The organism is Geodermatophilus sp. SMS 5-13, assembly GCF_059428245.1.
The window spans coordinates 292,348-316,601 of the sequence record NZ_CP165729.1 but is presented as its reverse complement, the minus strand read 5'-3'; the positions used below and the strand labels follow the sequence as shown (position 1 = coordinate 316,601).

Annotated in this window: 21 protein-coding genes, 2 tRNA genes and 1 other RNA gene; 9 read left to right on the top strand and 15 right to left on the bottom strand. The window is 75.1% G+C overall.

Features of this window, described 5'->3' with window-relative positions:
- Nucleotides 1-47: 47 nt before the first annotated feature.
- Together AB3388_RS01510 and AB3388_RS01505 are read right to left on the bottom strand one after the other, a co-directional pair.
- Nucleotides 48-2,117, bottom strand: a complete 2,070-nt coding sequence (locus AB3388_RS01510; protein ID WP_495408984.1) for a TPM domain-containing protein — start codon at nt 2,115-2,117, stop codon at nt 48-50.
- A gap of 93 nt (nt 2,118-2,210) precedes the next feature.
- Nucleotides 2,211-4,103 carry a TPM domain-containing protein gene (locus AB3388_RS01505; protein WP_495408983.1) on the bottom strand — a complete coding sequence of 631 codons (1,893 nt, stop codon included), beginning with the start codon at nt 4,101-4,103 and terminating at the stop codon, nt 2,211-2,213.
- A 90-nt stretch (nt 4,104-4,193) separates the two neighbouring features.
- On the opposite strand from AB3388_RS01505, the gene AB3388_RS01500 reads away from it, so the two are divergent.
- Nucleotides 4,194-4,550: a Rieske (2Fe-2S) protein gene (locus AB3388_RS01500; protein ID WP_495408982.1), complete on the top strand. Its 357-nt coding sequence runs from the start codon at nt 4,194-4,196 to the stop codon at nt 4,548-4,550.
- 4 nt (nt 4,551-4,554) lie between these two features.
- On the opposite strand, the gene recR is transcribed toward AB3388_RS01500, so the two are convergent.
- The 4 genes from recR to ffs all read right to left on the bottom strand — a co-directional run bounded on the left by recR (nt 4,555) and on the right by ffs (nt 8,049).
- On the bottom strand, nt 4,555-5,154 hold the full coding sequence (gene recR, locus AB3388_RS01495) for a recombination mediator RecR (RefSeq protein WP_448625780.1): 600 nt from the start codon (nt 5,152-5,154) through the stop codon (nt 4,555-4,557).
- A gap of 40 nt (nt 5,155-5,194) precedes the next feature.
- Nucleotides 5,195-5,530: a YbaB/EbfC family nucleoid-associated protein gene (locus tag AB3388_RS01490; RefSeq protein WP_495408981.1), complete on the bottom strand. Its 336-nt coding sequence runs from the start codon at nt 5,528-5,530 to the stop codon at nt 5,195-5,197.
- A gap of 93 nt (nt 5,531-5,623) precedes the next feature.
- Nucleotides 5,624-7,834, bottom strand: a complete 2,211-nt coding sequence (locus AB3388_RS01485) for a DNA polymerase III subunit gamma and tau (RefSeq protein WP_495408980.1) — start codon at nt 7,832-7,834, stop codon at nt 5,624-5,626.
- A gap of 119 nt (nt 7,835-7,953) precedes the next feature.
- An RNA gene (ffs, locus tag AB3388_RS01480) (signal recognition particle sRNA small type) lies at nt 7,954-8,049 on the bottom strand.
- A gap of 212 nt (nt 8,050-8,261) precedes the next feature.
- On the opposite strand from ffs, the gene AB3388_RS01475 reads away from it, so the two are divergent.
- A complete protein-coding gene (locus tag AB3388_RS01475) occupies nt 8,262-9,185 on the top strand; it encodes a DMT family transporter (protein WP_495408979.1) in 924 nt (307 codons plus the stop codon).
- A gap of 4 nt (nt 9,186-9,189) precedes the next feature.
- On the opposite strand, the gene AB3388_RS01470 is transcribed toward AB3388_RS01475, so the two are convergent.
- Genes AB3388_RS01470 through AB3388_RS01460 form a run of 3 tightly spaced genes read right to left on the bottom strand, consistent with a single transcriptional unit; the run spans nt 9,190 to nt 14,912 of the window.
- Nucleotides 9,190-9,969 (bottom strand): SDR family oxidoreductase, encoded by a 780-nt coding sequence (locus AB3388_RS01470; protein ID WP_495408978.1) that lies wholly within the window; start codon nt 9,967-9,969, stop codon nt 9,190-9,192.
- Between the two features lie 36 nt (nt 9,970-10,005).
- Nucleotides 10,006-13,509 carry an indolepyruvate ferredoxin oxidoreductase family protein gene (locus tag AB3388_RS01465; protein ID WP_495408977.1) on the bottom strand — a complete coding sequence of 1,168 codons (3,504 nt, stop codon included), beginning with the start codon at nt 13,507-13,509 and terminating at the stop codon, nt 10,006-10,008.
- A 41-nt stretch (nt 13,510-13,550) separates the two neighbouring features.
- Nucleotides 13,551-14,912, bottom strand: coding sequence for an MFS transporter (locus AB3388_RS01460; protein ID WP_495408976.1), 1,362 nt, complete (start codon nt 14,910-14,912; stop codon nt 13,551-13,553).
- A gap of 138 nt (nt 14,913-15,050) precedes the next feature.
- On the opposite strand from AB3388_RS01460, the gene AB3388_RS01455 reads away from it, so the two are divergent.
- A complete protein-coding gene (locus tag AB3388_RS01455; protein ID WP_495408975.1) occupies nt 15,051-16,205 on the top strand; it encodes a PucR family transcriptional regulator in 1,155 nt (384 codons plus the stop codon).
- Between the two features lie 62 nt (nt 16,206-16,267).
- Nucleotides 16,268-17,869: an MFS transporter gene (locus tag AB3388_RS01450; RefSeq protein WP_495408974.1), complete on the top strand. Its 1,602-nt coding sequence runs from the start codon at nt 16,268-16,270 to the stop codon at nt 17,867-17,869.
- A 68-nt stretch (nt 17,870-17,937) separates the two neighbouring features.
- On the opposite strand, the gene AB3388_RS01445 is transcribed toward AB3388_RS01450, so the two are convergent.
- Nucleotides 17,938-18,022: transfer RNA gene (locus AB3388_RS01445), tRNA-Ser, on the bottom strand.
- 156 nt (nt 18,023-18,178) lie between these two features.
- Here AB3388_RS01445 and AB3388_RS01440 point away from each other — a divergent pair.
- Together AB3388_RS01440 and AB3388_RS01435 are read left to right on the top strand one after the other, a co-directional pair.
- A complete protein-coding gene (locus tag AB3388_RS01440) occupies nt 18,179-18,538 on the top strand; it encodes a hypothetical protein (protein WP_495408973.1) in 360 nt (119 codons plus the stop codon).
- A 12-nt stretch (nt 18,539-18,550) separates the two neighbouring features.
- A complete protein-coding gene (locus AB3388_RS01435; protein ID WP_495408972.1) occupies nt 18,551-20,152 on the top strand; it encodes a serine/threonine-protein kinase in 1,602 nt (533 codons plus the stop codon).
- 52 nt (nt 20,153-20,204) lie between these two features.
- Here AB3388_RS01435 and AB3388_RS01430 read toward each other — a convergent pair.
- The 5 genes from AB3388_RS01430 to AB3388_RS01410 form a co-directional block, all read right to left on the bottom strand.
- Nucleotides 20,205-20,292, bottom strand: a tRNA-Ser gene (locus AB3388_RS01430).
- A gap of 10 nt (nt 20,293-20,302) precedes the next feature.
- Nucleotides 20,303-20,776 (bottom strand): nucleoside deaminase, encoded by a 474-nt coding sequence (locus AB3388_RS01425; protein WP_495408971.1) that lies wholly within the window; start codon nt 20,774-20,776, stop codon nt 20,303-20,305.
- A gap of 73 nt (nt 20,777-20,849) precedes the next feature.
- Nucleotides 20,850-21,506, bottom strand: a complete 657-nt coding sequence (locus tag AB3388_RS01420; protein WP_495408970.1) for an HAD family hydrolase — start codon at nt 21,504-21,506, stop codon at nt 20,850-20,852.
- Nucleotides 21,503-22,000 carry a tRNA adenosine deaminase-associated protein gene (locus tag AB3388_RS01415; RefSeq protein ID WP_495408969.1) on the bottom strand — a complete coding sequence of 166 codons (498 nt, stop codon included), beginning with the start codon at nt 21,998-22,000 and terminating at the stop codon, nt 21,503-21,505. Before AB3388_RS01415 ends, AB3388_RS01420 begins: the two co-directional genes overlap by 4 nt.
- Entirely contained in the window at nt 21,997-22,659 is a 663-nt protein-coding gene (locus tag AB3388_RS01410; RefSeq protein WP_495408968.1) for an O-methyltransferase, read from the bottom strand. The genes AB3388_RS01415 and AB3388_RS01410 overlap by 4 nt, the downstream gene beginning before the upstream one ends.
- 11 nt (nt 22,660-22,670) lie before the next feature.
- Here AB3388_RS01410 and AB3388_RS01405 point away from each other — a divergent pair, with 11 nt between their 5' ends.
- The 3 genes from AB3388_RS01405 to AB3388_RS01395 are packed head-to-tail and all read left to right on the top strand — an operon-like array spanning nt 22,671 to nt 24,251.
- Nucleotides 22,671-23,087 (top strand): PaaI family thioesterase, encoded by a 417-nt coding sequence (locus AB3388_RS01405; protein WP_495408967.1) that lies wholly within the window; start codon nt 22,671-22,673, stop codon nt 23,085-23,087.
- Nucleotides 23,084-23,980, top strand: coding sequence for a prephenate dehydrogenase (locus AB3388_RS01400; protein WP_495408966.1), 897 nt, complete (start codon nt 23,084-23,086; stop codon nt 23,978-23,980). The genes AB3388_RS01405 and AB3388_RS01400 overlap by 4 nt, the downstream gene beginning before the upstream one ends.
- A gap of 37 nt (nt 23,981-24,017) precedes the next feature.
- Nucleotides 24,018-24,251, top strand: coding sequence for a DUF2630 family protein (locus tag AB3388_RS01395; protein ID WP_495408965.1), 234 nt, complete (start codon nt 24,018-24,020; stop codon nt 24,249-24,251).
- Nucleotides 24,252-24,254: the final 3 nt, after the last annotated feature.

The window sequence follows — 24,254 nt, the reverse complement described above, 5'->3', positions numbered from 1 at the left end:
TGGGGACGGGGAATCAGACCCTGCTCCCGGGCACCCACAGTTCCGGGCTAGAAGTCGCCGCCACCGAAATCGCCGCCACCGAAGTCACCGCCACCGAAGTCACCGCCGCCGAAATCGCCGCCACCGAAGTCACCGCCGCCGCCGGCGAAGCCGCCGCCGAAGTCGTTGTCGTGGTCGCCGAACAGCAGCCCGCCGAGCACGAGGCCACCCAGGCCCCAGCCCAGGCCGCTGCCCATCCCGCCGCGGCGGCCGTATCCACCGCCCCAGCCGCCGCCGTAGCCCTGACCGCCGTAGCCGCCGCCCCAGCCGTAGCCGGTGCGCTGCGACCAGCGCTCGACGTCGTCCTGGGCCACGTCGAGGGCGTAGCGGGCGAGCTGGTCGGCGTGCTGCGCCTCGCGCAGGGCCCGGACCGGGTCGTCGTAGGCCTGCCGCGCGGCCGCCTCGAGGTGCCGCTCGGCCTCGGCCAGCCGGGTGCGGGCCTCGCTGCCGACGGCGCCGCGGCGGGTGCTGATGAAGTCACCGGCCGCCGCGACCGCCGAGCGGGCGGTCAGCAGCGCCTGCTCCAGCGCCTCGGTGGCGCGCCGGCGGTTGGTCTCGGCGTCGCGGGCGCTCACCAGCGCCTGCTCGAGCGCGGCGTCGGCGTCCTCGATGCGGCGCAGCGCGGCCAGCGGGTCGGGCTTGCCGCCGTCGGCCGGGCGCAGCGCGGCTTCCGCCGACGCCAGCTCGGCCTGCGCGCGGGCGACGTGCGGCTGCAGGCCGTCCCGGTCGCCGCGGTCCATCAGCGCCCGGGCCTCGGCCAGGTCTGCCTCGGTCTCGGCGCGGGCGGCGGCGATCCGGTGCTCGGCGGCGCCCAGGTCGTCGGCCAGCCGGTCGATCGCGTCGAGCAGGGTGGTGCTCTGCGTCACGGCGTCCTCGGCCGGGCGCAGCCGGCCCACGGCCTGCCCCGTCTCGCCGGCGTCGTGGGCCTGGCGCGCCTGCCCGAGCAGCTCGGCGGCCGCGGCCAGCCGGGCCCCCGCCTCCTGGACGTTCACCGCGACCGGGGCGAGCGCGGCCGGGGCGTACCGGTCGGCCAGGGCGGCCAGCCGGCGCTCCTGCTCCGGCAACCGCTGCCGCAGGGCCTCGATGCGGCCGCCCAGCTGCTCGATCGCCTGGGGTGCGGCGGCCTCCTGCGCCCGGAGGTCGTCGAGCGCCTGCGCCTGCTCCTGGAGGCGGGTGCCGGCGGCGTCGGTGAGCGAGAGCAGCTCGGTGAGCATGCGCCGCTGCGTCGGCTCGTCCTCGGGGATCTCGTCGTCGAGCTCCTGCCGGATGGTGAAGGCGCGGGCCAGCTCGCCGCGGGTGCGCTCCAGCGCCTCGTCGGCGCCCGGGACGGCGTCCGCGCCGAAGTGCGTCCGCGCGAAGTCCACGTTCACCTGGGCGGTGCGGACGCGCTCGTCGAGGTCGAGCAGCGCCTCGCTGGCGCGGCCGTTCAGCTCCGCCGTCGGCGTCCCGGCGTGCGGGTCCGGGGGCGCGAGCTGCGCCTGCTGCTGTGCTGCCTGGAGCTCCCGCTGACGGCGGTTGCGGCGGGACCGGAAGAACAGATAGCCGCCGCCGGCCACGAGCACGAGGACGGCGACGACGGCGAACGTGGCCAGCCCCGATCCGGATCCCGAGCTCGCACCGGTGGACGACGAGGACGACGAGCCACCCAGCGCGTCGGCCGCGGTCGTGACCACGCCGGCCCAGTCCTCGTCGTTGACCTTGGCGCCGAGATCGGAGGACACCTTGCTGAGCTCGGACTGGTCCGCGGCGGGGCCGAAGTAGCCGCCGTCGTGGTCGCTCGTGGCGACCGCGAGCACGACCTGGTTGCTGCCGAAGTTCGACGCCTGGAAGGTCTGCTGCGCCCAGGTGTGCCCGGCGATGCCGTCGAAGCTGTCCACGTAGACGACGTAGAGCTGGGTGCCGGTGTCGGACTGCAGCTGGTCGACGGCGTCCTCGACCTCGGAACGATCACCCCCGAGGACCCCCGCCTGGTCGGTGACCTGGTCGCTCAACGCGAACGGGGCCTCGGCCAGGGCGGGCCCGGCCCCGGCGAGCAGGACAGCGGCGAGGACGCCGAGAACGATCGTCAGCCGACGCACGGTTGCAGACCTCCAGTTGGATGGGCCGCCCCAGAGGACGTCCCGGACCTCATGCACGCGCGGGAGCCCTGCGGGGTTCCCGCGCCGACCATGTCAGAACCGGCCGCCCCCGCCGTGCCGGCGGCCGCCGCCGCTCCTGGTGACCGAGCGGCCGCCGCCGTGCGAGCGGTGCGAGGAGCGGTATCCACCACCGGACCCGCCGAACCCGCGATGTCCGCCACTGCTCCAGCCGCCGCTGCTCCAGCCGCTGCCGCGGTAGAGGTCGCCCTCGGCCTGCTGCTGCGCGGTCGCGGCCAGCGACGCCGCCCGTTCGGCCGCGGCGACTGCAGCGACGGCGTCGAGGGCCGCGGCGGCCTCGGCCTCGACGAGGTGGCGGCGGGCCTCCGACAGCGCGGTGCGGGCGTCGGGGCCGATCCGGCCGCCGCGCGTCGCCACGAGGTCCGAGGCACCGGCGACCCGGGCCCGCGCGCCGGACAGCGCGCGGTCGAGCCGGGCCCGCGCGGCCTGCTGCCTCGCCTGCTCGTCGCGGGCGCGGGCCAGGGCCTCGTCGAGCGCGCGGTCGGCGGCCTGCAGGCGCTCGAGGGCGTGCAGCGGGTCGGGCGGTGTGGCGTTCGCCAGCGCATCCACCTCGGCGAGCGCCTGCTCGGCGCGAGCCACCGAGGCGGCCAGGCCGGTGCGCTCGGCGCCGGACGCGGCCAGGGGCCGCGCCTCGGCGAGGTCGTGCTCGGCGTCGGCGCGGGCCCCCGGCAGCGTGGCGGCGGCGTCCTCGAGCTCGCGCGCCCGCCGGCCGATCGCGTCCAGCAGCGTCGTCGCCTGAGTGACCGCCTCCTCCGCGGCGCGGACCGCGGGCGCGGCCATGCCGGGGCGGCCGGCGGCGAGCTCCCGTCGGCCGCCGTCGACGGCATCCTGGGCCGCGGTCAGCCGCGCGCGGGCCTCGTCGTCGTTGTCGTCCTCCGGCGCCAGCGCCGTCCGTGCCCAGCGCTCGCGCAGCCGGCCCAGCGCCGCCTCCTCCTGCGGGAGGCGGCCGGTGAGGGCGGCGATCCGGCCGGCCAGCTCGTCGAGCAGCCGCGGCGCGTTCTGCTCCAGGTCGCGCAGCTGCGCGAACGCCTCGGCCTGCGCGTCCAGGCGGGCGTCGGCCGACTCGGCCAGCCGCAGCAGCTCGGCGAGCAGCTTCCGGGTCGCGTCGTCGTCCTCGGGGTGCTCGTCGTCGAGCCGCTGGCGGACGGCGAAGGCCTGCTCCAGCTCGGCGCGCGCCTGCGCGAAGGCGGCGACGGCGTCGGCGACCGCCGCCTCGCCGTACTGCAGCCGGGCGAAGTCGAGGTCGACCTGCGAGCCGCGCAGCGCCTCGTCGACCTCGAGCAGCGCGGTCGCCGCCCGGCCGCGCACCGACTCGGTCGGCTCGCCGGGGAACGGGTCCTCGCGGCGCCGGCGCTCCTCCTCGGCCCTCCTCCGCTTGCGCCGGCCGTTGACCTTCACCAGGGCGGCGAGCAGCAGGATCACCACGGCGACGACGGCCACGGCCGGCCAGACCGACCGCGGCTGCAGCCCCTCGGCGAACGCCACCGCCGCGCCGGCCCAGTCGCCGTCGGCCAGCTCCGGTTCCACCTCGTCGGCGATGAGCTGGTCGACGTCGTCGGCGTCGCGGTCGGAGGCGGGGTCGAACCAGTAGCCGTAGGCACGATCGTCGACGGCGACGGCGAACAGGACGTCGTTGCCGCCGAGCTGGGATGCCCGCGCGGTGTTCTCGGCCCACGTCGTCCCGTCGGCGCCGTCGAAGGAGGAGACGTAGACGACCCACAGCTGCGTGCCGTCGCCGTCCCGCAGCTCGGCCAGCGCCCGGTCGACGTCGTCCTCGTTGCCGGAGAGGGCACCGACCCGGTCGGTGACTTGGTCGGCGAGCCGGAACGGCGGCTCGGCCAGCGCGGGGAGGGCCGCGGGCAGCAGCAGCCCCGCGAGCAGTCCGAGGACGACGAGCAGCCGGCGCACGGCAGGCACCTCCAGCGGGTCGGGGGCGGGCGAGCCCGGACCCTAGCGGCGGCGGGGGTCGCACGGCGCGTTCGTGGGTAGGGCGCCGCGGTGAACGACGCCGACAGCATCCCCGCCGCCGATCTGCCGCCCGGCGCGGTCCGCCGCGTCGGCGAGTGGGCGGTCGGCAACGCCGGCGGACAGTACTTCGCGGTCTCGCGGCGCTGCCGGCACCAGCTCGCGGACCTGGCCGAGGGCAGCGTCGACGCCGACGGCTGCCTGGTCTGCCCGTGGCACCAGAGCCGTTACGACGTCGGCACCGGCGAGATGGTCGAGGGGCCGACGGGCTTCCTCGGCTACCACGGACCGACCCCCGTCTACACGCAGTTCGTCCGGGCGTACGGCCGCTGGCTGCGCCTGCGCGTCCGCCGAGCCGTCCGGCGGGGGGACGAGGTCGTCGTGGAGTAGCGGCTCAGGCGTCGATGCGGCGGCGGCCCTCGAAGGCCCGGCCGAGGGTGACCTCGTCGGCGTACTCGAGATCGCCGCCGACGGGCAGGCCGCTGGCCAGGCGGGAGACCGCCAGCCCCATCGGGGCGACCAGCCGGGCGAGGTAGGCCGCGGTGGCCTCGCCCTCGAGGTTCGGGTCCGTGGCGATGATCAGCTCGGTGACCTGGCCGTTCATCAGCCGGGTCATGAGCTCCTTGACCCGCAGGTCGTCGGGGCCGACGCCCTCGATCGGGCTGATCGCGCCGCCGAGCACGTGGTAGCGGCCGCGGAACTCGCGGGTCCGCTCGATCGCGACGACGTCCTTGGGCTCCTCGACGACGCAGATGACGTCGTCGGAGCGGCGCGGGTCGCGGCAGATCCGGCACTGCTCGCCCTCGGCGACGTTGTAGCAGGTCACGCAGAAGCGGACCTCGGCCTGCACGCGCTGCAGGGCGGCGACCAGCCGGCCGACGTCGGCGCTCTCGGCGGCGAGCAGGTGGAAGGCGATGCGCTGGGCGCTCTTGGGCCCGACGCCCGGCAGCCGGCCGAGCTCGTCGATCAGGTCCTGGACAGCACCCTCGTACACGGTGGGATTCCTCGGGTTCGGGTCGTGCGGGGACGAAGGCTCAGAAGCCGGGCAGGCCCAGACCGCCACCGAGCCCGCCGGCCAGCGGGCCCATCCGGCTGGCGGCCAGGTCGTCGGCGGCGCGCTTGGCGTCACGGACGGCGGCGACGACGAGGTCCTGCAGGGTCTCGACGTCGTCCGGGTCGACGGCGGCCGGCGCGATGGTCAGCGCGGTGAGCTCACCGCTGCCGGTCATCGTCGCCGTGACCAGGTTGCCCCCGGCCGAACCGGTGACCTCGGTGCTCGCGAGCTCCTCCTGCGCCGCGACCAGCTGCTGCTGCATCTGCTGCGCCTGCTTCAGCAACGCGGACATGTCGGGCTGGCCGAAGGAGCTCATGCACCGAGCGTAGGCCGCGGTAGCGACAGCGGCGGGACACGCGGACCCGCTCGGAGTGCCACGGCGCGGAAAACGCGGCCGCGGCACTCCGCGTCAGCCGTCGACGGGGCGGGCGCCGAGCTGCGCGCGCAGCAGCGCCAGCGCGGCCTGCTCGGGATCGACCGCGGGCGTGTCGTCGACCGGCGCACCCGCCGCCTCGGCGGCGTGCTGGGCGACCAGCTCGCGCTCCTCGCGCTCCTCCGCGGCGCGCGCCGCCTCGCGGGCCACCTCGGGCGAGACCTTGGCGCCGGCCGGGGCGCTCGCACCCTCGACGATCGCCTCGACCTTCCAGCGGACGCCGAGCAGCTCGTTGAGCGCCTCGCGCAGCACGTCCTTGTTGAGGTCGTCACCGATCCGCCGGGCCAGCGCCGGCGAGTTGGTCGACAGGGTCAGCACGCCGTTCTTCAGCTCGTGCACCTGCGCGCTCTTGAGCATCGCCTCGGTGGTGCGCTTGTGCCGCTTGACCACCGACAGCAGCTCCGGCCAGATCCGGCGGACGTCGCTGGTGGTCAGGTCGCCGCCCGAGGCCGGCTCGGGCGGGTTCGCCGAGACGACCGGCGTCGGCTCGCCGCCGCGGGGTGCGGGCGCCGACTCGGCCGCGGCGCGCGGCGGGGCGGCCGGCGCGGCGGGCGCCTCGGTGCGGGCGGCCGCGGCCTGGGCGGCGGCCGGGCGGGCGGGGTGCGGCCAGTCCTCGTCGTCGGTGGGCTCCGGCGGCAGCGGGATGTCCGGCTCGCCGGTCGCGACCCGCGGCCCGGACGGCGCGGCAGCCGGGGGCTCGTCGGCGGGCGGAGCCGGGGCGGGGCTCGGGGCGGGCCGGGGTGCCCCGCCGGAGCCGGGCGCCACGGTCTCGGGCCAGTCGTCGTCCGCAACCGGAGCGGCCGCGGCGGCGGGCGCGGGCGCTGCCGGGGACGGCGGCGGGGCCGCCTGCTGCGACTTGCGGACGAACTCGCGGCGCGGGGCGCCCGGGGCCTCCGCCCGCGGCGCGGCGGCCGGCGGCGGGGCGGGGGCGGCGGCCTGCGGCGCCGAGGGCGCGGCCGGGGCGGCGGGCGCGCGGTGCACCGGCGCCTCGAACTCCTCCACGGGCCGGCCGGCGTGCTCGCCGGCGATCGACAGCCGCCGCTCGAGCCGCTCCAGGCGCTGCAGGGTGGCCGCCGCCGAGCCGTCGGTGGCGGGCAGCAGCATGCGGGCGCAGACCAGCTCGAGCAGCAGCCGCGGCGCCGTCGTCCCGCGCATCTCGGTCAGGCCCTCGTGCACGGTGTCGGCCATCCGCGACAGGGTGGCCGAGCCGAGGGCCTGCGCCTGCGAGCCCATCAGGTCCAGCCGGTCCGGCGGGCAGTCGAGCAGGCCGTTGCCGCCGGCGTCCGGCACGGCGTCGAGCACGATCAGGTCGCGCAGCCGGTCGAGCAGGTCGGTGGCGAAGCGGCGCGGGTCGTGGCCGGCCTCGACGACGCGGTCGACGGCGCGGAACACGGCGGGCGCGTCGTGCGCCGCCAGGGCGTCGATCGTCTCGTCGAGCAGCGCGTCGTCGGTGACGCCGAGCAGGCCGACCGCCGTCTGGTAGGTGACGCCCTCCGGGCCGGCACCGGCGAGCAGCTGGTCGAGGATCGACAGCGAGTCGCGGACCGACCCGCCGCCGGCGCGCACGACGAGCGGGAAGACCGTCGGCTCCACCTGCACGCCCTCGGCGGCGCAGGTCTTCTCCAGCAGGCCGCGCAGCGTGGTCGGCGGCACCAGCCGGAACGGGTAGTGGTGGGTGCGCGAGCGGATGGTCGGCAGCACCTTGTCCGGCTCGGTGGTCGCGAACACGAAGACCAGGAACTCCGGCGGTTCCTCGACCACCTTGAGCAGGGCGTTGAAGCCCTGCGTGGTGACCATGTGCGCCTCGTCGACGATGTAGACCTTGAAGCGGCTGTTCACCGGCGCGAAGAAGGCGCGCTCGCGCAGGTCGCGGGCGTCGTCGACGCCGCCGTGGCTCGCCGCGTCGATCTCGATGACGTCGATCGAGCCGGGGCCGTCGGGCGCCAGCGAGACGCAGGACGTGCACACACCGCACGGGGTCGACGTCGGGCCCTGCTCGCAGTTCAGCGACCGGGCGAGGATCCGCGCCGACGACGTCTTGCCGCAGCCGCGCGGGCCGCTGAACAGGTAGGCGTGGTTGATCCGGCCGGAGTCGACCGCGTTGACCAGCGGGGTGGTGACGTGCTCCTGCCCGACCACCTCGGCGAAGGTCGCCGGACGGTACTTGCGGTAGAGCGCCAGAGCCACGCAGGCAGGTTACGTGCCGGAGGTGACGAAGCCGCGGACCTCGGGCGAGATCTGCACACCGGCACCATTCGGCCCCGCGGTGTGGGCCACTGTGCAGATCTCGCCCGGCTGACCGGAAAAAAAGGGACCCCCCGCGCACCCGTCAGAGCCCGCTTATCCTTGCTGCCTTCCGGCCCTGGGGAGGTTCACAGGGTGACGCCACACGAGGGGTCTGCACTCACTGTACGGGAAAGCGCTCAGGGATCCGACGACCCGCCCGCTACCCTCGGCGCCATGCCGCCCCGCCGCGCACTCGTCCTGCCCCCTCCCCGCTCCTGACCGGAGCGCCGCGGGGCTGACCGCTCCCCCGCCCGGGTCCTGACGACCCGGGCGTCCTGCTGCGCGCTCCGGACCGAGCCCCCTCACCGGATCTCGCCCCAGGAGCGTCATGACCCCCTCGTCCCCCGCGTCGCGTCGCGGGTTCCTGCTCGTCGTCCTCGCCGCCCTCTGCTGGGGGACGTCGGGCATCAGCGGCCGGATCGTCGCCGCCCGCACCGATCTCTCCCCGCTCGACATCGCCTGGTACCGGCTCGCCATCGGCGCGGTGCTGCTGCTGGCCGGCTGGGCGCTGACCGCCCGGCGGCGCACGGCATCCGTCCCGCTGACCCGTCCGGTCGCCGTCCGCCTGGTCCTGGTCGCCGCCGGCCTGGCCGCCTACCAGCTCGCCTACTTCAGCGCGGTGGCCCGCGCCGGGGTGAGCATCGCCACGCTGGTCGCCCTCGGGCTGGCGCCGCTGCTCATCGCCGTCGGGGCGGCCCTGCTCGGGCACGGCCGGCCCAACCCGGCGACGCTGGCGGCACTGGCCGTCGCGCTGGTCGGGCTGGTCCTGCTCGTCGGCGTGTCCGCCGGCGCCGGCACCGGCACGGCGGTGCTGCTCGGCGCACTGCTGGCCACCGGGTCGGCGCTCGGCTACGCCGTCGTCACCCTGACCTCCGGCGGGGTGCCGGCCGGCGTCCCGGTCACCCTGGCCGGGTTCGCCGGCGGCGCGGTGCTGCTCACCCCCGTCGTGCTGGCCGCCGGGCTGCGGTTCCCGGGCGACCCGGTGGCGATCGCCGTCCTGCTCTATCTCGGGCTGGTGCCCAGCGCGCTGGCGTACGGGCTGTTCTTCACCGGCGTCCGGACCGTGCCCGGCGCCGTCGCCTCGATCGTCACGCTGCTGGAGCCGCTGACGGGAACGGTCCTGGCGACGGCGTTCCTCGGCGAGCGGCTGGCCCCAGGCGCCGTCGTCGGCGGGCTGCTCATGCTGACCGCGGTCGCCGGGCTCTACGTCCGGGAGCTGGGCCGGGCGCCGGAGCTGGAATCCGCGGGCTGAGCGGTCACACCACCGGCGAGAGGCCGCCGTCCACGTTGACGGCCGTGCCGGTGAGGTAGCCCGCCCGGGGGGAGAGCAGGAAGGCGGCCAGATCCGCGAACTCCTCGGTCCGGCCGGCGCGGCCGAGCGGGATCCCCAGCTGCCGGGCCCGGTCGCGCTCGTACTCGTCCTGTGACACCCCGGCGTCGGCGGCGGCCCGGGTCCACTGGTCGCTGCGGACGAACCCGACCAGCAGGGCGTTGACCCGGATCCCCCGCTCGGCCAGCTCGTTGGACAGCCCCTTCGTCAGGGCCAGGCCCGCGGAGCGGTACATCGAGCTGGGCATGGACCGGGCGGGCTGGAATCGGGCGAAGATGCTCAGCACGTTGAGCACGGCGGCGCCGTCCGAGCGCGAGAGCAGCGGGACCGCCGCGCGCACGGCCCGGACGGCGGCCAGCACCTTGAGCTCGAAGTCGGTCTGCCACTCGTCGTCCGACGTGTCCAGGAACGCCTTCGCGGTGTGCACGCCGGCGTTGTTGACCAGCCCGTCGAGCCGTCCCCACCGCTCGCCGGCCGCGTCGACCACCCGCGCGAGCTGCTCGGCGTCGGTGACGTCGGCCGGGACGGCGAGGACGTCGCCGCCGTGGCCGCGCAGCCCGCGGGCAGCCGCCTCCAGCCGCTCGGCGTTCCGGCCGCAGATCGCGACGTGCGCGCCCTCCCGCGCCAGGACGTCGGCGACGCCGAGGCCGAGCCCGCTCGATCCGCCGGTGACCAGGTAGCTGCGGTCCTTCAGTTCGAGGTCCATGTCGATCCCTTCGTGCGTTGTCGGCTACCCGGCCGGCTATGCCTGGTCGAGGAGCCGGCGGAGCCCGGAGTCCTCGAACGGAACCCCCGCGGTGGCGGCATTCTCCGCCGCCCCGCTGAGGTAGCGGCGGACGTTGGCCAGCTTGATCTCCTCGTATCCGCGCACTTCCCCGGCCCGGTCCGCCAGCGCGCACAGCCGGTCGTAGTTCTCCGTGCTGAGCCGGTCGGCCAGGTCACGGGCGAGCGTCTCGTAGTGCTGCACCAGGGCCCGCTCCACCCGGCGGACCGTGCCCAGGCCGAACACGTCGACCGGGGTGCCCCGCAGGCCGCGGGCGGCCCGCAGGCCCACGAACGCCGGCCGGAACCAGGGCCCGAGGGTGATCTTCTTCTTCATCCCGAGCGCGCGCAGCACCGGCGGGTGCAGCTTCCACGAGACCTTCGCCCCGCTGCCGAACTCGGACTCGACCGCCGCGCGGGCGCTGTCGAGCAGGTGCAGCCGGGCCACCTCGTACTCGTCCTTGTAGGCCATGAGGCGGTGCAGATTGCGGGCCACGACCTGGGCGAAGTCGTCCCGGCCGAGCGCGTGGTCGGCCCGCACCGCGAGCGCGACGGTGTCGGCGTAGCGGCGCGCGTAGGCGTCGTTCTGGTACGCGGTCAGGTCCGGGATCCGGACCTCGAGCAGGCGGGCCAGCTCCCCGGTCGCGCCGGTCTCGTCGATGAGCCGGGTGGTCGCCGGGTCGGTCACGCCGCCACCGCGGGGACGGCCGCCGAGCCCGAGCCGCTCCACGACCCCGGGATCGGCGACGACGGCACGGCCCCAGCGGAAGGCCAGCAGGTTGTCCTCGACCGCGACGCCCTGGTCCCGGATCGCCTGCTCGATCGACTCCGCGCGCAGGGGCAGGGCTCCGGCCTGGAACGCCGCACCCAGCAGCAGCGCGTTCGCCGCCATGTGGTTGCCGAACAGCGCCGACGCCAGGCCCTCGACGTCGAGGTAGACGTTCTGCTCGGCGCGGGTGACGCCGTCCAGGGTGGCCCGGAGCTCGTCCGCCGAGGGGTAGGGCACCGTCGGGTCGAACGCCATCTGGGCGGTCGGGACGGCGCTCGACGAGGCGACGGCCACCGTCCGGCCGGGCGCCGCGGGCGCGAGGTTGGCCGGCGTCATCGCGCCCAGCAGGTCGAAGGCGAGGAACAGGTCGGCCCCGCCCTCGGCGATGCTGGCCGACGGCGTCGGGCCGCTGTGGACCTGCAGCTGGGAGACGACCGGGCCGCCCTTGATCGTCGACCCGGTGAGATCCAGGCTCCGGACCCGGCGTCCCTCCGCGGTTGCCGCGGCGCCGACCAGCTGGCTGACCGAGATCACCCCGGTGCCGCCGATGCCGGTCATGTGGACGGCGAAGTCGTCGGCCGGGACCACCGGGACCGGATCCGGCGCGGCCGGCGGCTCGGGGACGCGGCGCTGCTCCTTGCGCGCCCCCTTCGTCTCCACGACGAGGAAGGACGGGCAGTCGCCGTCGGTGCAGCTGTAGTCGAAGTTGCAGGACGACTGGTGGATCGCGGTCTTGCGGCCGAACTCGGTCTCGACCGGCTGCACGGACATGCACTGCGACTGTCGGTTGCAGTCCCCGCAGGCCTCGCAGACCCGCTCGTTGATCATGACGCGCTTCGTCGGCGTCGTGCCGGTGCGGCGCATCCAGCGCCGCTTCTCCGCGGCGCACATCTGGTCGTGGATCAGCACGGTGACGCCGGGAACGGCGGCGAGCTCCTCCTGCACGCGCACGATCTCGTCGCGGTGCAGCACCCGCACCCCGCGCGGCAGGTCGCGCCGCTTGTGGCGGGAGGGCTCGTCCGCCGTCACGACGACCCGGCGCACCCCCTCGGCGAGCAGCATCCGGGCCAGCGCGCCGACGGACATGCCGCCGCGCACGTCCTGACCGCCGGTCATCCCGATCGCACCGTTGTAGAGGATCTTGTAGGTGACGTTCACCCCGCTGGCCACGGCGAGCCGCAGCGCCAGGCTGGCCGAGTGGTGGAACGTGCCGTCGCCGACGTTCTGGAAGATGTGCTGCGTCGTGGTGAACGGCGCCATGCCGACCCACTGCGCGCCCTCGCCGCCCATCTGCGTGTAGCCCGAGATCTCGCCGTGCTCCTCGCGGGGGCTGAACAGGCCCAGCAGGTGGCAGCCGATGCCGGCGGCGACCGTGCTGCCGGCCGGCGCCTTGAGGCCGGTGTTGTGCGGGCAGCCCGAGCAGAAGAAGCCGGCGCGGTTGGTGGACAGCGGCAGCAGCGTGAGGGTGCGGCGCTGCGTGCGGAGGTGGGCCGCCACGGAGGGGACGTCGAAGCGCCGCAGCAGCCGCTCGCCCAGCCGCCGGGCCAGCAGCTCGGGATCGAGCTCGCCGTACCCGGGGAGGAAGGGGTCGCCCCCCTCGTCGGTCCGGCCGTGGACGGCGGGCCGCTCGGGCACCGCGTAGAGGGCGTCCTTGAGCGCCGTCTCGAGGACGGGCCGCTTCTCCTCGACGACCAGCACCTCCTCGAGGCCGTCGGCGAACTCGCGCCACTCCTCGGGCGCGATCGGGTACAGCGCGGCGACCTGCTTGACCCGGATGCCCAGCCGCACCAGCTCGGCGTCGGTGAGGCCGAGGGTGCGCAGGGCCTCCCGGAGGTCGTAGAACGTCTTGCCGGGGGCGACGATGCCGACGGTGGCCGAGGGCGGGTCCACGACGACCGGGTTCAGCCGGTTCTCGCGGACGTACGCCGCCGCCAGCCGCAGCCGCGCGGCGTGCAGGTCGCGCTCGGCCTCCCGCATGCCCTCGCCCGCGTCGTTCACCCGGAGCGTGGGGGTGAACGGCGCGCCGTCCAGGGTGACCGTGGGCAGCACCGGCCGGACGTCGGCGGGCGTCACCGAGCCCGTCCCGTCCGCGACGCTGGTGACCATCTTGAACCCGACCCACAGCCCGGCGGCCCGGGACAGCGCGTAGCCGTGCAGGCCGAGCTCCACGACCTCCTGGGCCGTGCCCGGGTACAGGACCGGCATGCCCCACGCCTGGAACGCCGTGGTGCTGTCGGTGGGGAAGACCGTCGCGTTGGGCTTCGGGTCGTCCCCCGCCACCACCAGGACGCCGCCCCGCGCCGCCGTGCCTCGGATGTTGCCGTGCCGCAGCGCGTCACCGGCGCGGTCGACGCCCGGCGCCTTGCCGTACCACATGCCGAACACGCCCTCGACCGTCGCGCCCGGCGTGGCCGCCACCGTCTGCGCCCCCCACACCGCGGTGGCGGCCAGCTCCTCGTTGAGCCCCGGGGAGTGCACGATCCGCTGGGCGCCGAGCTCGGCGGACCGGCGCTCCAGCACGTCGTGCAGCCGGCCGAGCGGCGAGCCCGGGTACCCGGAGACGAAGCCCCCGGTCCGCAGCCCGCCGCGCGCGTCGGCCGCCGCCTGCTCTGCGAGCACCCGGACGAGCGCCTCGACCCCGGTCAGCCGCTCGGCGCGGGGGGTGGACGGCGGGTCGGCAACCGTCTGCGCCGGCGAATCGATCAGCTCGGTCACGTCGTGCGTCTCTCCTGTGCGGGGGCGGGTGCTCGGTCTGCTCAGACCTGGGCGGGCTGGACGGCCGGGGCGGGCTCGGCCGCCGCGGCGGCCGCGACCTTCCGAGCCGAGGCCGGGCGGGTCTCCCGCGCCAGCAGGCAGGCCGTCAGCGAGATGGCGCCGAGCACGATCAGGTAGAGCGAGATCGACCAGGTCTTGCCGCCGGACCACTCCATGAGCAGCACCGCGATGACCGGCGCCGTGCCGCCCGCGACCGCGTTGCACAGCTGGTAGCCCAGGTTCGCGCCGGTGCACCGGACCTCCGGCGGGAAGAGCTCGGTGTAGTACGCGGCCTCCACCTGGTAGCAGAGGTACTGCGCGAGGTTGCCGAGCAGCAGGCCGAGCACGAGGAGCACGAAGACGCCGGTGTCGACGAGCCAGAACAGCGGGAAGGCGATCACGATGAGCATCACGCAGCCCGCGGCGAAGACCTTCCGTCGGCCGATGCGGTCGGCGACGATGCCGATCGTCCAGGCGTAGCAGAGCGCCAGTGCGGTGACGATCGCGATCGCGCCCATCATCGTGGTCGGGTCCAGCCCCTCGCGCAGCGTCGCGTAGGAGAGCATGAAGGTGGCGACGACGAAGGCGATGGTCGTCGTGCCGACGTGCATGCAGAAGGTCAGCAGCACGGTGCGCCACTGCGTCCGGAGCAGGCGGACGATCGGCATCTGGGACGACGCCTCGGCGCCGGCGACGCGCTCGACGAACGTCGAGGTCTCCTCGACGCGGCGTCGCACGTAGAGGCCGATGCCGATCAGGACCACGCTGGCCAGGAACGGCAGCCGCCAGCCCCAGGCCAGGAACGCCTCGGGGGACAGCACCGACCGCAGGCCCATCACGGTGGCGAGGCCGAGCAGGAACCCGATGCCCGAGGAGTAGGGCACGAAGCTGGCGTAGAACGCCCGCTTCTGCTCCGGCGCGTGCTCGACGATCATGGTCGTGGCGCCGGAGAACTCACCGCCCAGTGCGAAGCCCTGCACGACCCGGAGGAAGGTCAGCAGGATCGGCGCCGCGACGCCGATCGTCGCGTAGGTCGGCAGCAGCCCGATCGCCGCCGTCGCCACGCCCATGAGGGTGAGGGACCAGACCAGCAGGGTCCGTCGGCCGAAGCGGTCACCGAAGTGGCCGAGGACGACGCCGCCGAGCGGGCGGGCGATGAAGCCGGCCGCGAAGGTGGACAGCGACGCGATGGTGCCGGTCACCGGGTCGAGGGCGGGGAAGAAGACCACGCTGAAGACGCTGGCCGCGAGCGTCGCGTAGATCATGAAGTCGAACCACTCGATCGCGGTTCCGATCATCCCGCCCACGGTGGCGCGCCGGGCCATCCGCAGCTGCGCGGGTGTGTGCGTGGTTGGACTGCTCATCGGTGAGACTCCAGGGGTGAGGACCGGACTGCTCGCGATGCGAGGAATGTCACGAGGATGGCTGCTCCGCAGTGCGGATTTGAGTGAGAGAAGCCACAACCGCGGCGGCCGACTTCGTGGTTTTCACGGGAGGACGGCGTGACGCTCACCGAATTCGAGGCGCTGCTGGCGGAGCTGGCGGGTGAATCCGACCAGCTCACCGCGCGGGTCGTGGCGAGGATCCGGGCCGAGGTGCCCGGCTACCGGGACTTCCCCATCGAGGAGCACCACCGCGACGTGCTCGCGGGCATGGTCGAGACGTTCGAGGGGCTGCGCACACGGCGTCCGCTGTCGGCCGAGGCCGTCGCGTACACGCGGGGCATGGGACGCCGCCGGGCCCAGTTCCGGCTGAACCTCGCCGACGCGGTCGAGGCCTACCACATCTCCTACCGGGAGATCTGGAACGAGCTGCTGCGGCGGGCCACCACGCTCGGGCCCGACGCGGTGGCGGAGCTGGCGAGCACCGTGGCGCTGCTGTGGAGCTACGTCCACCGGCACAGCGCCGCCTTCGCGGAGGCGCATGCGGAGGAGTCCCGCATCCAGGCCGCGACACTGCAGGCGCAGCGGGCCCGCTTCGTGGAGCAGCTGGCCGCCGGCGGGGCGGACGACGAGGGCGGCGCCCGGCTCGCGCGCTCGCTGGGCTTCGACCCGGACGCGGAGTTCTGCGTCGCCGCGACCCCCGCGCCCGACGGCGCCCACATCGAGGAGGTCAACGCCGCGCTGGCCGCCTCCGGCGGGACCGGCCACTTCATGACCGGCGTCCTCGGCGAGGGACTGCTGATCGCGCAGGGGCTCGCGGACGACGAGGTGGTGGCGTGCCTGAGCGTCGGCGCACCGGACGCCCGCATCGGCATCGGCCTGCCCCGCCGTGGCCTGACCGGCGCCGCGACCGGCCTGCGCGACGCCCACCGGGCGCTCGGCCGCACCGGCGAGGAACGCCGCGTCGTCCGCTTCGCCGACGACTGGCTGATGATCGCGCTGGCCGGGGAACCGGAGACGCTCGAGCCGCTCGTCGCACCGGGGGTGCAGGCGGCCCGGCGCAATCCCGAGCTGGCCCGCACGGTGCGGGCCTTCGCCGACCACTCCTACTCGGTCTCGGCGTGCGCGCGGTCCCTGCACATCCACCCGAACAGCGCGAAGTACCGGCTCGACCGGTGGCGCACGCTCACCGGCTGGGACGTGCACACCGTTCCCGGTCTCGTCCTGTCGCTGCTGGCCGTGCAGGGCTGCGACTCCCCGCCGACCGGCGCGTGACGCCCGATCTGTCGTCTCGGCGGGATGAGGTGGTCGGTCACCGGCGCACGGACGATGCCCGGATGGCGACCGAGGTCCCGGAGACACCTGCTCCGCCGGCCGGCACGGGCAGCCGCCTGCTCCCGCTGCTGCTCGCCATGGCCATGTTCGTGCTGGTCGTGGACACGTCGCTGATGAACGTGTCGATCTCGGCGGTCGTGGAGGACCTCGGCACGACCGTCTCCGGGGTGCAGTCGGCCATCGCGCTCGAGGCGCTGGTCTCCGCGGCCTTCATCCTGGTCGGGGGCAAGGTCGGCGACCTCATCGGCCGCAAGCGGGCCTACGTGCTCGGCCTGCTCGGCTACGCCGTCGGGGCGGTGGCCATGACGCTGGCGCAGAACCTGGTCGCGATCATCGTGTTCTGGGCGCTGATCGGTGGGCTCGGCGCGTCGCTGCTGCTGCCGGCCATGCAGTCCCTGGTCCACGGCAACTTCGACGGCACGGCCCGGACGAAGGTCTACGCCCTCGTCGGGGCGGCGGCGGCCATCGCCGCCGCGGTCGGCCCCCTGCTGGGCGGCGTGATCACGACCTTCCTGTCCTGGCGGGTCGGATTCCTGCTCGAGGCGGTGATCATCGCCGTCGTGCTCGCGGGCATCAAGCTCGTCCGCGACGTGCCCTACACCGGTCCCCGGCAGGTCGACGTCGTCGGCTCCGTGCTGTCGGCGCTCGGCATGGGCGGGATCGTGCTGAGCATCCTGGTCTGGCAGGAGGGTGGGGAGGCCGTCGGTGCGCTGGCGTTCGTCGGCGTGGTCGCGATGGGAACGCTGGTGTGGTGGCTGCGCCGCCGCAAGCGGCAGGGCCGGTCGACGCTGCTCGACCCGGGGCTGTTCACGTCGAAGTACTTCCGGTTGGGGGTCTCCGAGCAGCTGTTCCAGCAGATCGCGCTCGGCGGCACGATGATCGTCCTGCCCATCTACCTGCAGATGGTGCTGGAGTACAACGCGCTGGAGGCCGGCCTGTCGATCGCACCGCTGTCGCTGAGCATGTTCGCGATCGCGCTGCTCGCCGGCAAGCAGGCCGGGCGGCGCCGTCCGGCGACCGTCGTGCGGTGGGGCTTCGCGATGCTCACCGCCGGGCTGGTGCTGCTGCTGCCGCTGGTGCCGCGGGCGACCTCCGGCTGGTACCTGGTGGTGCCGCTGCTGATCGCCGGCTGCGGGCTGGGGCTGCTGGTCTCGCAGCTGAACAACTACACGCTGAGCCCGATCTCCGACGAGCGGGTCAGCGAGGCCGCCGGGGTGAACTCCGCCGCCGGGTCCTTCGGGCTGTCCTTCGGGCTGGCCTTCGCCGGCGCCATCATGCTGGCCGCGCTGTCCACGACGTTCACCCGCGAGGCCGAGAACAGCCCCGTCCTGTCGCCCGCCGAGCAGCAGCAGGTGGCGGCCGTGCTGGACGAGGACGCGCAGCTGATGAGCAACACCGGGCTCGAGCAGCTGCTCGCCGGTCAGCCCGACGACGTCCGGGCCGAGATCGTCCGGATCAACACCGACACGCGGCCCCTGGCGCTGCAGATCGCCCTGGTCATCCCGATCCTCGCCGGGTTGGCGGGGCTGGGGAACTCCTTCCGCATGGCCGCACTGCCCGACCCCACCCCGTCCGGCGCGGCAGACGGCCTCGTGCTGGGCTGACCGGCCGGGCCGACCCGGCGCCCAGGACGCGACAGGCCCCCGGCGCGACGCCGGGGGCCTGGTCACTGCGGAGGATGGGAGATTCGAACTCCCGAGGGGTTGCCCCCAACCCGCTTTCCAAGCGAGCGCCATAGGCCACTAGGCGAATCCTCCAGTGGCGCCGATCGTACCGGGCGGCCCTGGACCGGTCAGCCGCGACACCACCGGCGCCGCCCGCCGGGGCCCGGGTGCGGCATCCTTCCCCGGGGTGGTTGGCTAACCGATCACCGGGGAAGGCCACGGGGGCAGTTCGGCGGAGGAGGGCGTGTCGTGAGCGAGTTGGGCAGCGAACGGGACGACGTGCGACCCGAGGTCGTCGACGCGATCCTCGGCGTCCTCAAGGGCGGCGATCCCGAAGGGCTGCCGCCGTCGGCGACGCGCGCCGAGAAGGCCGCCGCGCAGGACCGCTACCTCTCGGAGTTCGCCGCCGAGCGCAGCAAGCGCGACCGGCAGACCCAGGCCTGGGAGCTGCTGCTCACCCGCAGCTACGACGAGCCCCCGACCTGGCAGCGGCTCTTCGACGACCTCGCGCCCGAGTCGGTCGAGGAGCTCGGAACGCTCTACGACGCCCTGCCCGCCGGCGCCCAGGAGGAGTACACGCGGCGCTTCGGGATGCCGTCCGCCGTCTGACGGCGGGCGCCCATGACCGCACCCCCCACCCGGCCGGGACGGCTCGTCGCCGGTCGCTACCGGCTCGTGTCGCAGATCGGCGGCGGCGGCATGGGCACCGTGTGGATGGCGCACGACGAGCTGCTCGGTCGCCAGGTCGCGGTCAAGCAGGTGCTCCCGCGGACCGGCGCCGACCCGCACGAGGCCGAGCAGCAGCGGCAGCGGGCGCTGCGGGAGGGCCGGATCGCCGCCCGGCTCAGCCATCCGCACGCCATCTCCGTCTTCGACGTCGCCGTCGACGACGGCCTGCCGTGGCTGGTGATGGAGTACCTGCCCTCGCGCAGCCTGGCGACGGTGCTGAGCGAGGACGGGCTGCTGCGGGTGGACCAGGTGGCGCAGATCGGCGCCCAGGTCGCCGACGCGCTGGCGGCCACCCACGCGGCGGGCATCGTGCACCGCGACGTCAAGCCGGCGAACATCCTGATCGGTGAGGGCGAGCGGGTCGAGGGCCTGGTCAAGATCACCGACTTCGGCATCTCGCACGCCAGCGGCGACGTCACGCTCACCCAGACCGGGCAGATCACCGGGACGCCGGCGTTCCTCTCGCCCGAGGTCGCCCAGGGCCAGGAGCCGGCGCCGCCCAGCGACGTGTTCTCGCTGGCCGCGACGCTCTACACCTGCCTGGAGGGGCAGCCGCCGTTCGGCCTGGGCGAGAACTCGCTGCAGCAGCTGCACCGGGTGGCCGGCGGGGAGATCATCCCGCCCCAGCGGTGCGGGGCGCTGACCGCGCCGCTGCTGCGGATGCTCGCCGCCGACCCGGCCGCGCGGCCGCCGATGACCGAGGTCCGCGACCAGCTCGCCTCGCTGGTCGCCGACGACGGCGACACGACGACGGTGCTGATGGCGCGGGCGAACCTGCGCTCGTCGGCCCCCGACCGGCAGCGGACGGCGACCTTCGCCCCGCCCGCGCCGGCGGCCGCCCCGTCCGCGCCCACTCCCCCGCCTCCCCCGCCGCGCCGGCCCGTGGTCGTCGACGCCCCCGACCGCCCCGTGCGGCCCGCCGGCGAGCGCCGGCGCCCGGCGCCGTGGCTATGGGTGGCGGCCGGCGCCCTGGTCACCGCCGCGCTGATCCTCGGCGGGGTGCTGCTGGCCGTCTCGGGCCGGGACGACGGGAACGCGAACGCCGGCGGGACGACGACGTCCGCCACCGCACCGTCGTCGTCCGCCGCTCCGGAACCGACCACGCAGTCCTCCGCGCCGGCCACCACCACGACCGCCGAGCCGCCACCGACGACGACCGCCTCCAGCCCCCCGGCGGCGCCGGTCCAGGCCCGGGACGTCCGCGACTTCCTGCGCGACTACCACCGGCTGGTGGCCGACGACCCCGAGGAGGCCTGGCAGATGACCGGGCCGACGCTGCGCGGCAGCATCAGCGAGCAGGACTACGTGGACTTCTGGTCGCAGTTCAGCAGCGTCAAGCTCTCCGGCGTCCAGGCCGAGGACGGGTCGCTCACCGCCACCGGTCAGCTGGAGTTCCGCTCCGAGGACGGCGACCGCGAGCGCGAGGAGCACCGGTTCACCCTGGTCGTCGGGGAGGACGGCGAGCTGCTGCTGGACAGCGACGTCGCGATCTGACCCCCTGACATGCGAGAACGGCGGCGCCCGGTGGGGCGCCGCCGTTCTCGGCTGGCGGTGGCGGTGGGATTTGAACCCACGGAGGCTTGCACCTCACACGCTTTCGAGGCGTGCTCCTTCGGCCGCTCGGACACGCCACCGCCGAAGAGATTACAGGGCCCGCTTCGCGTGGAAGAACGCGCGTAGCAGCGTGGCGGACTCCTCGGCCCGGATCCCGGCCGTGACCTCGGGCCGGTGGTTGAGCCGGCGGTCGCGGACGACGTCCCACAGCGAGCCGACCGCGCCCGCCTTCGGGTCGTCGGCGCCGTAGACCACCCGGTCGACGCGCGCGAGGACGCTCGCACCTGCACACATGGTGCAAGGCTCCAGGGTGACGACGAGCGTCGCGCCGGTCAGCCGCCACCCGTCGCCGTGCCGCAGGGCGGCCTCCCGCAGTGCCAGCACCTCGGCGTGCGCGGTCGGGTCGCCGCGCCTCTCCCGCTCGTTGGCCGCCTCCGCCAGGACCGTCCCGTCGGGCCCGAGGACGACGGCGCCGATCGGCGTGTCGCCCCACTCCTGGGCCTGCGCGGCGAGCTCGAGAGCGCGGACCATCGCCGCGTCGATCACCGCTGCGGCCTGGGTCACCAGGGTGTCCTCGCGACGCTTGTGCTCTGCCCACCAGGGTGGGCAGAGCACAAGCGTTCCAGGAACAGAGTGGTCACCGGGAGGCGCCGTCCAGCGGAAAGCCGACCAGCTCCGACAGCTCGGCCAGCGCCAGGGCGGGCTCGACCACCTTGATCGTGCGGAAGCCCAGCTCGCGGGCCGGCTTGAGGTTGATGCCGAGGTCGTCGAGGTAGGCGCAGTCGGCCGCGGCGATCGGGCGGCCCACCGCGTCGGAGAGCCGGGCCAGCGCGCGCCGGTAGATCTCCGGCTCCGGCTTGCGCACGCCCTCCAGCGAGGACTCGACGATCGCGTCGAAGAGCCCGAGCAGCTCGCCGAGGTCGCCGGTCCGCTCCATCGGCGCGACGTTGTTCGACAGCAGGCCCAGCGGCAGCCCGGCGTCCTTGAGCCGCCGGACCGCCGCGACCATCTCCGGCCGCAGGTCGCCCCGCAACCCCTCCAGCACCCGGGCGGCGTCGAGGGTGTGCCCCGCGGCCAGCGCCTCGGCCTCGAACGCCGCGCTGAACCCGGCCACGTCGAGCTCGTTGCGCTCGTACCGCGCCCACGCGTTGGTGTCCGGGTTGGTGCTGTTGAGCCGGCGGATCAGCCCCTCGGGCAGGCCGGCCTCCTGCTCGTAGGCGGTGAACGCGTGCAGCGGGCTCTCGGTGATCACCCCGCCCAGGTCGAACACCACCGCCCCGACCAGCGCGCTCACGGTGCCACCACCGCCAGCAGCTGGTCGGCGAAGCCGAGCCGGGCCGCGATCCGGGTGACCATCTCGTCGGCCCACAGGTCGTCGGCGGTCACGATCGGCCGCAGCTCCTCGGCGGGCAGTCCGTCGTCGGCGAACACGTCCAGGTCACCTCCGGGCCAGCCGGACTCGTCGTCGTCGAAGGCGCCGTCGGTGTCGACGCCGATCCCGTAGCGCTCGACGACCTCCGCGGCCAGCACCCACTCCTGCATGGTCGCGTCGGAGATCAGCGCCCGCACCATGCCGCCCGGGCCGTGCCGGAGGACGACGAAGTACAGCCGCGAGTCGACGACGACGACGAACGGCGCCGGCCAGTCGCTGCCGGGCTCGCCCAGCGCGCGCTCGAGCACGGGCAGCTCGTCGGCGGCGTCGGCGGCCAGCAGCTCGACCGCCCAGCGGGTGCCGGAGCGGCTGACCCGCACGGCGTAGCTCGGCCGCAGGGCGGCGCCGTCGCTCATCGCTTGCGCAGCAGGGTCAGGCCGTCGGAGACCGGAAGCAACACGGTCTCCCAGCGCGGGTCCGCCGCCAGTGCCGCGTTCAGCTCGACGAGGGCGTGGTCGTCGGCGTTCTCGGGGGCGAGCACCCGCCCGTTGCGCAGCGTGTTGTCCAGCAGCACCAGCCCGTTGTCGGCCAGCCGCGGGTGGAGCTGGTCGACGTAGTCGGCGTAGCCGGTCTTGTCGGCGTCGACGAAGGCGAGGTCGAACACCGGCTCGGCGGGCAGCTCGCGGAGGGTCTCGTGCGCGTCGCCCAGCCGCAGCTCGATCCGGTCGGCGACGCCGGCGCGCTCCCAGTACCGGCGGGCGATCGCCGTCCACTCCCCGCTCCGGTCCAGGCAGACCAGCCGGCCGTCCTCGGGCAGGCCGCGGGCCACGCACAGCGCCGAGAGGCCGGTGAACGTCCCGATCTCGATCGCCCGCCGCACGCCGAGGGCGCGGGTGATCAGCTGCATGAACGCGCCCTGCTCCGGCGGGATCTGGAACGTCGGCGGCACCTCGCCGCTGTCGGCCAGCCGGGCGGTCTCGTCGATCAGGTCCACCACGACGTCGTCGGGCGGCTCGGAACCGGCTCGCACGTAGTCCCCGAGCTGCGGCGTGAGGAGGAAGGACCGGGGGGTCATAGGGTCCGATCATGGACGACGTCCCGGCCGAGCTGTTCGCCCGGCTCGCGGCCGACCCGCTGGCCGGGCATCTCGGCATCACCCTGGAGCAGGTCCGCCCCGGCTACGCCCGCGCCTCGATGACCGTCGGGCCGCAGCTGCTCAACGCCGTCGGCATGGCGCACGGCGGGGCCACGATGGCGCTGCTCGACGTCGTCCACGCGGCGGTGAGCAACAGCCACGGCACGGTGGCCATCGCGCAGGACGTGCACACGGAGTTCCTCGCGGCCGGCGCCGAGGGCGACCGGCTGGTGGCCGAGGGCGTCGAGGTCCACCGCAGCAACCGGACCGCCGTCTACCGGATCGAGGCCCGCGCCCAGGACGGCCGGCTGGTCGCCACCGCGCTGGCCCGGGTCTTCCGCACCGACCGGCCGTGGGAGACCGCATGATGCCCGTCCCGCCGGTGTCGGTCGTGGGCCTCGGCCAGCTCGGCGGCTCGCTCGCGGCAGCGCTGGCGGCGGCGGGCCGCCCGGTCACCGGCTGGGACGTCGACCCCGCGGCCCGCGACGCCGCGGCGGCCCGCGGCGTGCGGATCGGCCGGGAGCTGGACGGCGTCGTCGTCCTGGCCGTGCCGCTGCCGGCGATGGCCACCGCGCTCGACGACCTCGCCGTCGCGCCCGATGCGACGATCACCGACCTCGGGTCGGTGAAGACGCCGGTGCTCGCCGAGCTCGGCGCCCGGTACGGCGGGCGGTTCGTCGGCGGGCACCCGATGTGCGGAACGGAACGGTCCGGCCACGAGGCGACCGAGCCCGCCCTGTTCACCGGCGCGCGGTGGGCGGTCTGCCTGGAGCCGGGCACCGACCTGACCCGCTGGCTGCGGGTCGCCGAGGTGGCGCTGCAGGCCGGCGCCGAGGTCGTCCCGGTCACCGCCGCCGAGCACGACGACGCCGTGGCCACGATCAGCCACGTGCCGCACCTGCTCGCCGCCGCGCTGGCCGCCGCGGCGGGCGAGGCCGGGCCGCTGGCGCTGAACCTGGCCGCCGGCAGCTTCGCCAGCGGCACCCGGGTGGTCGGCAGCGACCCCGCGTTCGTGACCGCGATGGTCGAGGGCAACGCCGGTCCCACCGCGGCCGCGCTCGACCGGGTGCGGGCGCAGCTCGCCCGGCCGTGGCCCGAGCTGGTCGCGGCCGGGCACGCCGTGGCGGCCCGGTCCGGCGGCCGGCGGGAGGTCCGCGTGCCGGTCGACCGGCAGGCGCTGCTCGCGCTCGGCCGCGCCGGCGGGGCGGTCACCCGCCGGCTGGCCGCGTTCCTCGAGGGCTGGGTGCCCGAGCAGAGCTGACCGTTTCCGTGACAGGACCCGGGGGCAGGAGGACGCCGTGGACGAGAAGGACATCCTGAGCCGGATCTCGGCGCTGGTCGACGAGGAGCACAAGCTCCGGGACAGCACCGAGCACACCGACGAGCAGCGGGCGCGGCTCTCCGAGCTGGAGGGCCACCTCGACCAGTGCTGGGACCTGCTGCGCCAGTGGCGCGCCAAGCGCCAGTACGGCGAGGACCCGGACGAGGCCACGCCCCGCCCCGAGCCCGAGGTGGAGAACTACCTGCAGTAGGCG